The sequence below is a fragment of the Pseudomonas sp. SJZ080 genome (assembly GCF_007828295.1).
GTDB lineage: Bacteria > Pseudomonadota > Gammaproteobacteria > Pseudomonadales > Pseudomonadaceae > Aquipseudomonas > Aquipseudomonas migulae_A.
This window is the reverse complement of sequence record NZ_VIUK01000051.1, coordinates 1-13,527: the sequence shown is the minus strand read 5'-3', so window position 1 is coordinate 13,527 and position 13,527 is coordinate 1. Positions and strand designations below refer to the sequence as shown.

The following is a 13,527-nucleotide window of genomic DNA, read 5'->3' as shown; positions in this document are numbered from 1 at the left end:
TGCTTCAAGCACCGCGGACTCACAGCTTGCCATCCACCCCTCTCACCCCAGAGCTTATTCCTAGATCTAGACACAAGCGGGCTTGCTCGCGAAGACGATTTATCAGGCGCTTCAAATCTTGAGGTTTACCCCTGAGTTTCTTGCTCCAACTCTTCCTCGACCGCAGCAGCCTTACCCTTGGTCTTCAACTCACTCACAATCACCGCCGCGACAATCAACCCAGCACCCACCAACGCAATCGCCGGCAACCGCTCCCCGGCGATCCGCCCGACGATCCCGGCCCAGACAGGCTCCCCCGCATAAATCAATGTCGCCCGCGTCGGTGAAACGCTTTTTTGCGCCCAGTTCATTGCCACCTGAATCGCCGCGCTCGCCGCGCCGAGGCCGAGTGCGCTGCACAGCAAAAACCATGAAAAGTCAGGAATGACTTCCTGAGTCGGTACCACCATCAAAAACGCCAGCACCGAGGTGGTCGCCAATTGCACCACCGTCACCCGACGCACATCGACCTGGCCGGCATAGGTGCTGATCAGAATGATTTCAGCGGCAATCGCAATGGCGCTGATCAGCGTGGCGATTTCACCGGGACTGAAATTGAACGACGCGCCCGCAGGCCCCGACAGCAACATCAACCCGGTAAATGCCAGCATGATGCCAATGCTCGGCATCAGCCCCGGACGTCGCCCCAGCACCAGCCATTGCAACAATGGGACGAACGGCACGTACAACGCGGTAATGAAGGCCGACTGACTGCTGGGAATGCTCTGCAACCCGACGGTCTGCAAGCCATAACCGAGCATGATCGCCACGCCGATGAAGGCGCCCGCCTTGAGTTCGAACAGGGTCAATTCCCGAAGGTGACGCCAGGAAAAAAGTGAGACGATAATCGCCGCCGCCGCAAAGCGCAGGCCGACGAAGAACATCGGTCCGCTGACAGTCATGGCGTGCTGCACCAGCAGAAAGGTGCCGCCCCAGACCATGGTGATCAGCACCAGCACGCACTCGGCCTTGCTGAACCGTGAGAAACGGGAAGAAGCCGGGGAGGAGTTCAACGACGTCATGACCTTGCGCGCTACCTGAGGGCGACGCACAATGCGCCGAATGTTGCGCAGTATACTGCCCAACCCCACTAAGTGAGCAATATAGTGCACAAAGATTCAACGCAGCGGGCTTCGGTCCTTCAGCACGTCAGTTTGAACGTTCGGCGCCTGCGCCACGCCGCCGACATGAGCCAGACCGCGCTGGCGGAAAAGTCCGGGGTCAGCCGCCGTATGCTGGTCGCCATCGAGGCCGGCGAGAAGAACGTCAGCCTGACCACCCTCGACCGCGTAGCGGAAGCGCTGGACGTAGCGTTCAGCGATTTGATCCAGGCGCCGGATGCCCGAGATCCGAGCCGCATCAACGAAGTGGCCTGGGCCGGGAAGATTCCCGGCAGCAAGGCCGTTTTATTGTCCAAGGCCACCGCCACCCGTGAAGTGGAACAGTGGGAATGGTGCCTGCAACCGGGGGAGATTTACCCGTCGCAACCGGATGCCGATGGCTGGAGCGAACAGATTTATGTGTTCGAAGGTTGTCTGACCTTGATGCTCGGTGACACGCCCCATGAGATCGCTGCCGGTGAGTTCTATATGTTTGCCAGCAACCAGCCCCATGCTTATCGCAACGACGGGCCGGTGGCGGCGCGGTTCGTGAGAAACGTGGTGATCTGACTGTTCGCCGATCAACACCGGATAGACACATTGCTGTTTTCAAGCTGCACGGGTTTCTCGATTGACTCATCAACTTATTGAAATTTAAGCAAATTAGTTTCAGGCACGACTCCTGCAAAAGCCCTGGTGCATTCACCAGAATCCCGGAGTCGGCCCATGACAGCCTCTGCCCAACCCCCTCGCACTGCCCATGTGATCCATTCGGACGCCGAGGCAATCGCCGTTGCTCACAAGCTCGCTGCACGCTTCGCCGTCGAGGCCAGCGTGCGCGATCGCGAGCGACGCTTGCCGGTTGCCGAGCTGGACGAGTTTTCCGCCAGTGGTCTCTGGGGGATCACTGTTCCCAAGGAGTACGGAGGCGCTGGCGTTTCCTACGTGACGGTGGCGGAAGTGATCAAGATCATTTCCGCTGCCGACTCATCTCTCGGCCAGATCCCGCAAAATCACCTCGGCGTGCTCGACATCCTGCTGCAAACCGCCACTGAAGAGCAGAAGCGCTACTACTTCGGCAAAGTCCTGCAGGGTTACCGCTTCGGCAACGCCTTCTCCGAATCCAAAAGCAAAAACGCCGGGGCCTTCGAAACCCGTATTCGTTTCGACACAGACACCGCGCAAATCGATGGCGAGAAGTTCTACTGCACCGGCGCGCTGTTCGCGCACATCGTCCCTGCGGTGGCGGTCAACGAGCAGAACCAGGCGTTCATCGCGTTCATCGAGCGCGACAACCCCGGCCTGACCGTGATCGACAGTTGGGACGGTTTTGGCCAGCGAACCACCGCCAGTGGCGGTGTCACGTTGAACGCCGTGAAGGTGCCGCTTAGCGCGGTGATTCCGGCTCACAAAGCCTTTGACGAACCCACCGCCGACGGTCCGATTTCACAGATCATTCAAGCCGCAGTGGACACCGGCATCGCCGTCGGCGCGCTGGAAGAAACCAAGCGCTATGCCCGTGAATCCCGGCCATGGATCGACAGCGGACAGGATCACGGCTGGCAAGACCCGTTCAGCATCGCCGCCATCGGCGAGCTCGAATGGCGCGTCCACGGCACCGAAGCGATCCTCAAAAAGGCCGGCCAGGCCATCGACGCGGCGTTGCTCAACGCCAATGAAGACACCGTGGCTCACGCCTCGGTAGTGGTCGCCCAGGCCAAAGTCCTCTCTGCCGAAATCGCCTTGCTCGCCAGCAGCAAACTCTTCGAACTGGCCGGCACCCGCTCGGTGCTCGGCAAGCACAACCTCGATCGCCACTGGCGCAATGCCCGGACCCACACGCTGCACGACCCGGCGCGCTGGAAATATCACCTGATCGGCAACTACCTGCTCAACGGCGTAAAGCCCGCGCGCCACGCCTGGAACTGAGGAGCCCACCATGAATGCCTTGACCCAACCGATCGTTGCCGGGCAACCCCTGGCCAAAAGTCAGCATGATTTGCACAACGCCCGCAGCTTGCTCGATGCGACTTTGCGGTTCGTCCGTCAACAGTCCAAAACCACGGACGATCCGTTTGTCATCAGCCGTTTCGGCGATGTGCACATACGCATTGAAGTCGCCGCGGCGCTGCTCGAACGTGCGCAAGAGTTCTTGAATAGTCATGAAGACTCCACTGAGGTCAGCGTCGCCATTGCCGAGTCGCATCTTGCCAGTGCCGAGGCGCTGAGCACGGTCAGCGATGCTGAATTTGAACTGACAGGGCAGCGCACTGTGTTGCCTGGATCTCTGCAGGATCCGTTGCGTTGGAAGCTTCACCTTATTGGCAATTTTCGTCTGAATGGTATTCATCCACCCAAGTTTTCTTAGGTGGTTTGCGGAAAACTAAACACGTTTTTCGATAACAACTTCATGCCTGTCGCAATGGCAGGCATTGTCGTAGCCAAGTCTGTGCTCGATGTAGCTGGTTAAGCCCTCCATTACCACTCGTCTGAAACCCGTGACGACCTGTTAATTCTGACAGTAGACGCTCTCGTGTTGACGGACTTATGTTTACTCGGTGCAACGCTTGTACTAAGGGAGCCGACGTTCTAATAAATTAGGACGATTATTTTATTTTAAGAGGGATTGGGAAATGTCAAAAAAATCGTTAACAGCCGACTCGTTACTAGACGCTCCAAAAGTTACGGTAAAGGGAGCGCATTTTTTAATTGCTACTCCCCAGTCGACAAATGAAATTGTCAAGGAAGGTTACGCAGTCTACTTCTATGGTAAGGCGTCGACAGCCCCTGACTTTATTGTGCTCGGTACAATTATGGTTGAAAAGGATGGCGCGGGTTCAACTTTTGAAATTGAAAGGAGCCACAAATCTCTGCAAGGCGATAAACAAGTTGCGTTTGAATACAAGGTGGAGGATGAAGATACTGTGCGTCTGGGTAGTTCGTCGGAGACACTGGTTGCAGCCTAAGGCTCTCGATTTTCAAGAGTAAATATTTAAATAAGTGCTCTTTTTCCGTTAGCGGATTAGAGCACTGTCAATTACAGGTGTTGTTCCACAAACAGCTGTCCAACATTTTGTGTTGTCGGATGGCTCTGTGTTTAAAATCTTACAGAGTGAAGTGCAGGAACTAAGCGGCTTATTCATTCTGGCGCGACTCATGCATAAGGACTCTCATATCCATCAGGAGTCCAAAAGATCATGTTGTCCACGTCTGCTATCTCCCGTTTTAAACGCTCTATCGCGAATGCGGTTTCAGGAGTGTCGCCTGATGCCTCGTGAAATCCGCCTCAACGCTTTCGACATGAATTGCGTCGGTCACCAGTCGCCCGGTTTATGGGCGCACCCACGGGATCGCTCATGGCAGTACAAAGACCTCGAATACTGGACCGATCTGGCGAAAATCCTCGAGCGCGGCAAGTTCGACGGGTTGTTCATCGCCGATGTGCTGGGCATCTATGACGTTTACAACGGCAATGGTGACGCGGCGATCCGTCAGGCGGCGCAGGTGCCGGTCAACGATCCGCTGCAACTGATTCCGCCGATGGCGCTGGTCACCGAGCAGCTGGGTTTTGGTTTGACTGCATCGCTGTCGTTCGAGCATCCGTATCCGTTCGCCCGACGCCTGTCGACCCTCGATCACCTGACCAAGGGCCGCGCCGGCTGGAACATCGTCACCTCGTATCTGGAAAGCGGCGCCAAGAACCTTGGGCAGAAAAGCCAGACCGAGCACGATGCTCGTTACGACTTCGCCGAAGAGTACCTGGAGGTTTGCTACAAACTCTGGGAAGGCAGTTGGGAAGAGGGCGCCATCCTGCGCGATCGCGAGCGCCGGATCTTCAGTGAACCGAGCAAAATCCATGAAATCCAGCACGTCGGTAAACACTTTCAGGTGCCGGGCATTCACCTCTGCGAACCCTCGCCACAACGTACGCCAGTGCTCTATCAGGCTGGCGCATCCAGTCGCGGCAAGCAGTTCGCCGCGGAGCATGCCGAGTGCGTGTTCGTTGCCGCACCATCGAAAGTGCTGCTGAAAAAAACCGTGGCCGACATCCGTCGCCGTGCCGCCGAGGCCGGTCGCGATCCGTCGAAGATTCTGATCTTCAACCTGCAAACCGTGATCCTCGGCGAGACCGATGCCAAGGCCAAAGCCAAGTTCGAGGAATACAAAACCTGGGTGAGTTACGAAGGCGCGATGGCGCTGATTTCGGGCTGGACCGGGATCGACTTCAGTCAGTTCAAACCGGATGAGCCGCTCAAGCATGTGCACACCAACGCGATTCAATCGGCGGTGGAGGCGTTCTCCACGGCCGATCCGAACAAGGTGTGGACGCCTAACGAACTGGCCGATTGGGTCGGCATTGGCGGGTTTGGGCCGTTGTTTGTCGGCAGCCCCGAGACGGTTGCCGATCTGTTGCAGGAGTGGGTTGAGGAAACCGATGTGGACGGCTTCAACCTGGCGTATGCGCTGACTCACGAAACCTTTATCGACGCCGTGGAACTGCTGGTGCCGGAGTTGCAGAAGCGTGGGGTCTACAAGACCGAATACGCGGCGGGGACTTTGCGCGAGAAGTTGTTCGGCGAAGGGCCGCAGTTGCCGGAGATTCACCCGGGCGCGGGATATCGGAACTTGGCGGCATTGCGGCCACAGGCGAAGAAAGTGGTGTCGGCGTAGACGCCATCGCCGGAACGCCGCCCGCAGTAAGTCGGCTCCTACAAGGTGTTTTGTCGTTCACAAATTTCACCACCGACACGAAACCTGTGGGAGCGGGCTTGCTCGCGAAGGGGCCGGCACATTCAAAACATGACTGTCGTTCGATAGACCGCTTTCGCGAGCAAGCCCGCTCCCACAGTTGATCGCGGTTGTTTTAGAGATTTCAGCCCAGCGGACCACCGCACGCTTTTGCCCATGAACAGGAGGTCCACCCATGAGCGTGCATGAACTCAAACGTCCGCCCCTCGCGGACACCGCCGAGTGGCGGGTCGAGTTGCCCAAGGCACTGGAGCAATTGCGCCACTGGGCGCAGATCAGTCCGTTGCAACCGGCGCTGCGTCACAAGCGTCACGGCCAGTGGTTTGTCTGGCGCTGGATCGACGTCCTGCGCGATGTCGAGCGCCTGGCCGACGGTTTGCGCCAGCAAGGTTTCATCGAGGATTCACGCCTGGCCCTCAGCGGCGCGTTCGAACCGAATCTGTTGCTGCTGGCCCTGGCTGCCCAACACATTGGCGGGCAACTGCTGACGTTGCCGGACAACCTCGACCCCGAAACCCTGCACAAAATCCTGTGGCGCAGCAGTCCCACGCACGCGTTCGTTCAGGGGCGGCAGACGCAACAACGCTGGCTCCATCAGGGGCAATCCCTGCTGAGCTTCAACGACCTGATCGGCCCGGTGGACACCCCGCAACGGCTCAACCGCTGGAGCAAGAACCCGCAACTGTGGAGCGAGGAGGGCACGCAATGGCAGGCCGGACTGACGGTATTGCTCGAGCAGTGGCTGACCAGCGGCCACTCCCTGGCGTTCCCGGAAAGCCCCGGCAGCGCCAGCCGCGACCGTCGCGAAGTGGCGCCTTCCGGGTTGTTGCTCTCGGCGGAACGCCTGCAGCTATTGGCGGCGGAAATCGAAAGTCGTCTTGCTCCGCATGACACCTGGCGCCGGCGCCTGTGCGACTGGGCCATCGCCCACCCGGAAAAAGGCCTGCAACGCCTGATCAAAAATCGCGTTCGTCGACTGCTCGGTTTCCACAACCTGCATTTCATCTGGCAAGCCACGCGCAGCCCTGACGCTCAACCGCAGCCCACCTGGCTCACCGAATTCAAACGGGATATCGCATGAGCTCGACCGATTCCATCCTGCAAGTCAGCGGCATTTCCCTGTCGTTCAAAGGCGTAAAAGCGATCAACGAACTGTCCTTCGACGTGCGTCGGGGCGAGATCTGCGCGCTGATCGGCCCCAACGGCGCAGGCAAAAGCTCGCTGCTCAATGTGCTGAACGGCGTGTACCGCTTCGACGCCGGTTCGATTGTCTTCGAGCAGCAGCCGTTCAAACGCATCGATCCGCTGACCGCCGCGCGTCGGGGCATCGGCCGTACGTTCCAGAACAACGCGTTGTTCAAGAAGATGAGCGTGATCGACAACATCCTCACCGGCCTGTCCCGGCATCTGCGCAGCAGCTTCATCGAGCAGGCACTCAACCTGCCGCGCGCCCGCCGCGAGGCTGAAGATTTTCGCCAGCAGGCCCAGGGCATTCTCGAATTCCTTGAACTGCAAGCCCATCGCGATGTGCCGGTGGGAAACCTTTCCTATGGCCTGCAAAAACGCGTGGAGCTGGGGCGAGCCTTGATCGCCGGCCCACGCCTGTTGCTGCTGGATGAGCCGATGGCCGGGATGAACGCTGAAGAGAAACAGGAAATGGCCCGTTTCATCGCCGACATCAACCGCGACCTCGGCACCACCGTGGTCTTGATCGAGCACGACATGAGCGTGGTCATGGGCCTGTCCGATCACGTTGTGGTCCTCGATTACGGGCGCAAGGTCGGTGACGGCACACCGGCCCAAGTGCAGGCCGATCCTGAAGTGATCGCGGCGTATCTGGGAGTGGTGCACTGATGACATTTTTCTTCGAAACCCTGCTCGGCGGCTTGCTGGCCGGGACCATGTATTCGCTGGTCGCCATCGGCTTCGTGCTGATCTACAAGGCCAGCGGCGTGTTCAATTTCGCCCAGGGCGCGATGCTGCTGTTCGCCGCGCTGACCTTCGTCAGCCTGCACGATCAGGGCGTGCCGTTTGCCCTGGCGTTGTTGCTCACCGTTGTGGTGATGGTGATCGGCGCACTGCTGATCGAACGGCTGGTGCTGCGTCCTTTGGTCAACCGTTCGCAGATCACGTTGTTCATGGCCACCCTCGGGTTGTCATTCATTATCGAAGGCCTGGCCCAAGGCCTGATGGGTTCGCAGGTGCGAGCCCTGGACCTGGGCATCGACGACGTGCCGGTGTTCATCGGCGGGATGATGGTCAGCCAGTTCGACCTGATCGCCGCGGCGGCCGCCATCGTGCTGGTGACGGTGCTGGCGCTGTTGTTCAACAAGACCCGCATTGGCGTGTCGCTGCGCGCGGTGGCCGATGACACCACCGCCGCGCTGTCGATCGGCATCAACCTCAACCGCATCTGGCAGATCGTCTGGGCGGTGGCGGGCATTGTCGGGTTAGTGGCGGGGTTGCTCTGGGGCGCTCGCCAAGGGGTGCAGTTTTCCCTGTCGCTGGTGGTGCTCAAGGCCTTGCCGGTCTTGATCATCGGTGGCTTCACCTCGATTGGCGGGGCCATTGTCGGCGGATTGATTGTCGGCGCGGCGGAGAACCTCGCCGAGGTTTACATCGGTCCGCTGATCGGCGGCGGCATCACGCCGTGGTTCGCTTACGTCCTGGCCCTGGCCTTCCTGTACATCCGTCCCGCCGGCCTGTTCGGCGAGCGTGCCATCGAGCGAGTCTGAACCCATGTCGATATCCCTTGCCCGCGAAACCGCGCCGTCGGTGTTGATCCAGCGTCGTGTCCCGTTTGGACTGCTTGGCTTGTTGTTGATTGCCTTCATCGTTGTGCCGCTGACCGGCAACGACTATTGGCTGAACGCGATCCTGATCCCGTTCCTGGTGTTGTCCCTGGCTGGCCTCGGCCTGAATTTGCTCACCGGCTACACCGGCCAGACCTCGGTCGGCGCGGCCGGGTTCATGGCGGTCGGGGCGTTCGCCACCTATGGATTTTTGCTGCGCTTGCCTGAGCTCGGTCTGCCCGTCGCATTGCTGGGCGGCGGATTGATCAGCGCGGTGGTGGGCTTCGTCTTCGGTCTGCCGAGTTCGCGGATCAAAGGCTTTTACCTGATGGTCACCACGCTGGCGGCACAGTTCTTCCTGGAGTGGCTGTTCGTCAAATTTCCCTGGTTCTATAACTACGGATCGTCCGGAACCATCTCCGCACCGAAGCTCGCGCTGTTCGGCCATGACCTGAACACGCCGCTCGGCCGCTATCTGCTGACGCTGACTACCGTGTTGGTGCTGACCTGGGTGGCGGTGAACCTGGTGAAAAGCCAGATCGGCCGCAACTGGATGGCGATCCGCGACATGGACACCGCCGCTGCCGTGATCGGCATTCCGGTGGTGCGCTACAAACACCTGGCGTTTGCCGTCAGTTCGTTCTACCTCGGCATCGCCGGGGCATTGTGGGCCTTCGCTTACCTGGGCACGGCCAGTGCCAGCAGCTTCGATATCAACCGGTCGTTCCAGATCCTGTTCATCATCATTATCGGCGGCATGGGCAGCATCGCCGGCAACTTCATCGGTGCCGCGTTTATCAGCCTGTTGCCGATCCTGCTCAGCCACGCCGGGCAAGCCCTGTTCGGCGGTTCGGTGGACGCGGGGCAACTGCAGAACCTGCAAAAAATCATCTTCGGCGTGCTGATCATTGTGTTCCTGATCAAGGAACCGGAAGGCCTGATCCGCCTGCTGAGCAACCTTCGTCAACGGCTGAGTCACTGGCCGCTGCGCTTCTGAATCCTTTCCATTATCAGATAGAGAGACAACATGCGTGCATCCTTGAAACGTTCGTTGGTCAGCGCCGCTTTGACGCTGGCCGTTTTCAGCAGTGCAGTGCCGGTGGTTCAAGCTTCGCCGGACCAGCAATTCTTCCCGTTGGCCACTTATCGCGTCGGTGCTTATGCCTCCAGCGGTGTGCAGGTCTGGGCCGGCATGCTCGATTACCTGAACTACATCAACGAGGTGGAAGGCGGGATCAACGGCGTCAAACTGGTGTGGCAGGAATGTGAAACCGAGTGGACAGCGGAGAAGGGTATCGAGTGCTATGAGCGCTTCAAGAAAGGTCTGGATGGCGCGCCGGTGGCGATCTATTCACCCAACGGCGCGCCGGCGGCGTATGCACTGAGCGAGCGCGCGGAAGTCGACAAGATTCCGTTGATCACCCTCGGCTACGGGCGCACCGAGGCCACCGACGGTACGGTGTTCCCGTACAACTTCCCGGTGATGCTGACCTTCTACAGCGAGGCATCGAGCCTGATCAATTACATCGCCGAGCGCGAGGGTGGCTTCGACAAACTCAAGGGCAAGAAAATCGCCACGGTCTACCACGACTCGGCGTATGGCCGGGAAACCCTCGGCCCGCTGAAGTTGCTGGCGGAGAAATACGGCTTCGAGAACATCCAGATTCCGGTGGCCGATCCGGGTAACGAACAATCGTCGCAATGGCGACAGATTCGCCAGGTCAACCCGGACTGGGTGTTTCTGCGCACCTGGGGCGTGTCGACGCCGGTAGCGGTGAAGACCGCTGCGCGTTTCGGCTTCCCGGTGGACCATATCGTCGGCGACATCTGGGCCAGTTCCAGCGAGGACGTACTGCCCGCAGGCGCCGCCGCCAAAGGTTATCTGGCGCTGACGCCATACCCGGCCGGCACCGATTTCGAGATCCACAAACGCCTCAAGCAGCACATCCTCGACAAGGGCAAAAGCGACCTCAAGGACCTGAAGAATTTCGGCAGCGTCTACTACAACTCCGGGCTGGTGAACGCCGCGGTGATGGTGGAAGCGATCCGCACCGCCCAAGGCAAATTCGGCAAGCGTCCCTTGAATGGCGAAGAGGGGCGCTGGGGGCTGGAACACCTGAACATCGATGACACACGGCTCAAGGACATGGGCTATTTCGGCCTGATGCAGAACCTCAAGTTGTCGTGCAAGGATCACGAGGGTGGCGGCTCGGCGCGGGTCCAGCAGTGGGACGGCGCCAACTGGACGCTGATCAGCGACTGGATCGCCGCCGACCGCGCCTTGTTGCGGCCCCTGATCGATGAGAAATCCGCGGCCTTCGCCAAGGAAAAAGGCCTGACACCACGCACCTGCACCGGGGACGAGTAACCCATGAGCGAAGCCGCCAGCGACATTGCTGTGAACGAATTGCTGCGAGTCAACGACATCGAGGTGGTCTACGACGGCGCAATCCTGGCCGTGGCGGGGGTTTCGCTGACGGTGCCCAAGGGCGGCATCGTCGCATTGCTCGGTGCCAACGGCGCGGGCAAAAGCACCACCCTCAAGGCGATTTCGGGGTTGGTGCGGGCCGAGCGGGCGGAGGTCAGTCGCGGAGCGATCGAGTTTCTCGGTCGGGACACGGCGGGTGTCGATCCGAGTGTGCGGGTGCGCCAAGGGATGGTGCATGTGCTGGAGGGGCGACACGTGTTCCCGCAATTGACCGTCGAGGACAACCTGCGCAGCGGCGGTTTTGTGCGAGGTTTGAGTCGCCAGGACATGGCCCGGGACCTGGAGCGGATCTACACCTGGTTTCCACGTCTGAAAACCAAGCGCAAGACCCAGGCCGGGCTGACGTCCGGTGGCGAACAACAGATGGTCGCCATCGGCCGGGCGTTGATGACCCGTCCTACTTTGGTACTGCTTGATGAACCTTCCATGGGTTTGGCGCCTATTATCGTCCAGGAGATTTTCGAGATCGTCGCCCAACTCAATCGCGAGGAGCAGGTGAGCTTCCTGATTGCCGAGCAAAACATTAATGTGGCGCTCAAGTACGCTCAACAGGCCTATGTTCTCGACACCGGCCGGGTGGTGTTGTCCGGCAGCAGCGAGGCGTTGCTGGCGCGGGGCGATCTGCATGACTTCTATCTAGGTAAACACTGAACATTGAGAACGCCATGACTGAAACCCGAAGCGGACAGGCGACCGACGTCATCCGCCATGCAGACATCCTGATCATCGGCGGCGGCCTCAGCGGCACGATGCTGGCGGCGCAGTTGTTGCGTCTGCCCGGCAAGCGCTCGTTGCTGGTGATCGAGCCACGGGCCGAACTCGGACGGGGCGAGGCCTACAGCGCGGTCGAGTTGGGCCATACGCTCAACGGCAACGCGGCGCGGATGAGCGTCGACCCGGACAATGCCGATGACCTGACTCAGTGGCTGAGCGAGTACATCGCCGCCGGCGGCTGGCCGGAGTCCGATGAGCAGCATGTGCCGGTCAGCGAGCTGTTTCCACCACGAGGGCTTTTCGGTGTGTACGTGCAGCAGCGCCTGGCCGAGGCGCAAGCGGTGGGCGCCTTGAATGGCTCGACCGTCGAGCATGTGCGGGCCGAGGTGGTTGACCTGGAAACGTTGAGCGATTCGGTGCGGCTGAACTTGAGTGGCGGGCAGCGGTTGCAGGGTGGATATGCGGTGTTGGCGACGGGGATGTTTCCCGCCGCTCGCACGCCGCAGACCGAGTCCAGCGGTCTGAACGCCGCGGCGCTCGATCCTTGGGACGTGGCGGCCATGCGTCAGCTCGATCCGCAATCGACGGTGCTGATCATCGGTTCCGGCCTGACCATGGTCGATGCCGTGGTGTCGCTGGAACAGGCCGGGCATCGTGGGCCCATCGAAGTGTTTTCCCGGCATGGGCTGTTGCCGCATGTGCGCCGGCAACCGCCGGCCTGGGCGGATTTTCTTGCCGAGGATCAGAGTATTCGCACGCCGCGACAGTTGGTGCGTGAATTGCGACGGCATTGTCGGTATGCCGTTGCGCAGGGCATCGACTGGCAGGCGCCGCTGGACACGGTGCGGGCGCACATTGGCCGTTTGTGGAGTCAGGCGACGGACGTGCAGCGTCGGCAGTTTGTGCGGCATGTGCGGCCCTGGTGGGAGAGTCACCATCACCGTTCGCCGCCGTTGAGTGCGCAGTTGGTGGAGCGGTTGCATGGGGAAGGGCGTTTGCGGATTCAAGCGGCTTCGTTCAAGGGGCTGGAGATTGTGTCGGGTGATGAGGTGGGCATTCGTATTCGTCGTCGTGGTGAGGCTGAGACGGTTGTCGTTAGCGGGGCTGCGTTGATCAATTCCAGCGGGATCGAGTACGACTGGCGACGGGTGGCGCGACCGTTGCCGCAACAGTTGCTGGCCCGCGGGTTGGTGCGACCGGGGCCGTTGGCGTTGGGGATTGCGGCGGCGGTTGATGGCGCGGTGCTGGGGGCGGACGGGCGGGTTGTCAGTCGGTTGTTTGCCATGGGACCGCCGTTGCGGGGGATGTGGTGGGAGAGTACGGCGGTGACTGATGTGGCTAGTCAGGCCAAGGCTTTGGCTCTGCGCTTGCTGGTGTGATGGGGGGCATATCCGTTTCTTTTGTAACGGCCGCTATTGGTTCCGCCCTTACGGCGGGTCACTTGGAAAAGCGCCAAGTAACCAAGCGCCCGCGCCCCTGACGTACGGTGGCTCGCCTAGGCTCGCCATGCCCTCGCTCCGGTCCTGCTCCGTGGGCCCGCCGCCATCGGCCATCCATGCCGGGTTGCCCACTGCGCAGAACCTGCGCTCGGCCTTCCGACGGGGCAGATCAAGATCAAAAGCCAAAGCGAGGCGGCCTTATAGCC

General features: G+C 60.2%; 13 protein-coding genes. 12 read left to right on the top strand and 1 reads right to left on the bottom strand.

The annotated features are described in order from the left end of the window. Positions 1–125: 125 nt before the first annotated feature. Positions 126–1,151 (bottom strand): DMT family transporter, encoded by a 1,026-nt coding sequence (locus FBY04_RS31855; RefSeq protein ID WP_084323657.1) that lies wholly within the window; start codon positions 1,149–1,151, stop codon positions 126–128. Here FBY04_RS31855 and FBY04_RS31850 point away from each other — a divergent pair. From FBY04_RS31850 to FBY04_RS31795, 12 genes are all read left to right on the top strand, one after another. Beyond that, positions 1,146–1,709 (top strand): helix-turn-helix domain-containing protein, encoded by a 564-nt coding sequence (locus FBY04_RS31850; protein WP_084323659.1) that lies wholly within the window; start codon positions 1,146–1,148, stop codon positions 1,707–1,709. The genes FBY04_RS31855 and FBY04_RS31850 overlap by 6 nt on opposite strands. Before the next feature lie 156 nt (positions 1,710–1,865). Continuing rightward, on the top strand, positions 1,866–3,068 hold the full coding sequence (locus tag FBY04_RS31845) for an SfnB family sulfur acquisition oxidoreductase (RefSeq protein WP_145319628.1): 1,203 nt from the start codon (positions 1,866–1,868) through the stop codon (positions 3,066–3,068). A gap of 10 nt (positions 3,069–3,078) precedes the next feature. Next, a complete protein-coding gene (locus tag FBY04_RS31840) occupies positions 3,079–3,507 on the top strand; it encodes an acyl-CoA dehydrogenase (protein ID WP_145319626.1) in 429 nt (142 codons plus the stop codon). 265 nt (positions 3,508–3,772) lie between these two features. Continuing rightward, complete coding sequence (locus tag FBY04_RS31835; protein ID WP_145319623.1) at positions 3,773–4,105, top strand: hypothetical protein; 333 nt, start codon at positions 3,773–3,775, stop codon at positions 4,103–4,105. Positions 4,106–4,406: 301 nt separating this feature from the next. Beyond that, entirely contained in the window at positions 4,407–5,810 is a 1,404-nt protein-coding gene (locus tag FBY04_RS31830; protein WP_145319620.1) for an LLM class flavin-dependent oxidoreductase, read from the top strand. 253 nt (positions 5,811–6,063) lie between these two features. Further along, positions 6,064–6,969 carry an AMP-binding protein gene (locus tag FBY04_RS31825; protein ID WP_145319616.1) on the top strand — a complete coding sequence of 302 codons (906 nt, stop codon included), beginning with the start codon at positions 6,064–6,066 and terminating at the stop codon, positions 6,967–6,969. Then, positions 6,966–7,742 (top strand): ABC transporter ATP-binding protein, encoded by a 777-nt coding sequence (locus FBY04_RS31820; protein WP_145319613.1) that lies wholly within the window; start codon positions 6,966–6,968, stop codon positions 7,740–7,742. The genes FBY04_RS31825 and FBY04_RS31820 overlap by 4 nt, the downstream gene beginning before the upstream one ends. Further along, on the top strand, positions 7,742–8,623 hold the full coding sequence (locus FBY04_RS31815) for a branched-chain amino acid ABC transporter permease (RefSeq protein WP_084323671.1): 882 nt from the start codon (positions 7,742–7,744) through the stop codon (positions 8,621–8,623). Before FBY04_RS31820 ends, FBY04_RS31815 begins: the two co-directional genes overlap by 1 nt. Positions 8,624–8,627: 4 nt before the next feature. After that, a complete protein-coding gene (locus tag FBY04_RS31810; RefSeq protein ID WP_145319610.1) occupies positions 8,628–9,677 on the top strand; it encodes a branched-chain amino acid ABC transporter permease in 1,050 nt (349 codons plus the stop codon). Between the two features lie 30 nt (positions 9,678–9,707). Beyond that, positions 9,708–11,048, top strand: a complete 1,341-nt coding sequence (locus FBY04_RS31805) for an ABC transporter substrate-binding protein (protein WP_145319608.1) — start codon at positions 9,708–9,710, stop codon at positions 11,046–11,048. Positions 11,049–11,051: 3 nt separating this feature from the next. Further along, positions 11,052–11,819 carry an ABC transporter ATP-binding protein gene (locus tag FBY04_RS31800; protein WP_145319605.1) on the top strand — a complete coding sequence of 256 codons (768 nt, stop codon included), beginning with the start codon at positions 11,052–11,054 and terminating at the stop codon, positions 11,817–11,819. Positions 11,820–11,833: 14 nt separating this feature from the next. Beyond that, on the top strand, positions 11,834–13,261 hold the full coding sequence (locus tag FBY04_RS31795) for an FAD/NAD(P)-binding protein (protein WP_145319602.1): 1,428 nt from the start codon (positions 11,834–11,836) through the stop codon (positions 13,259–13,261). The last annotated feature ends 266 nt before the right edge of the window (positions 13,262–13,527 follow it).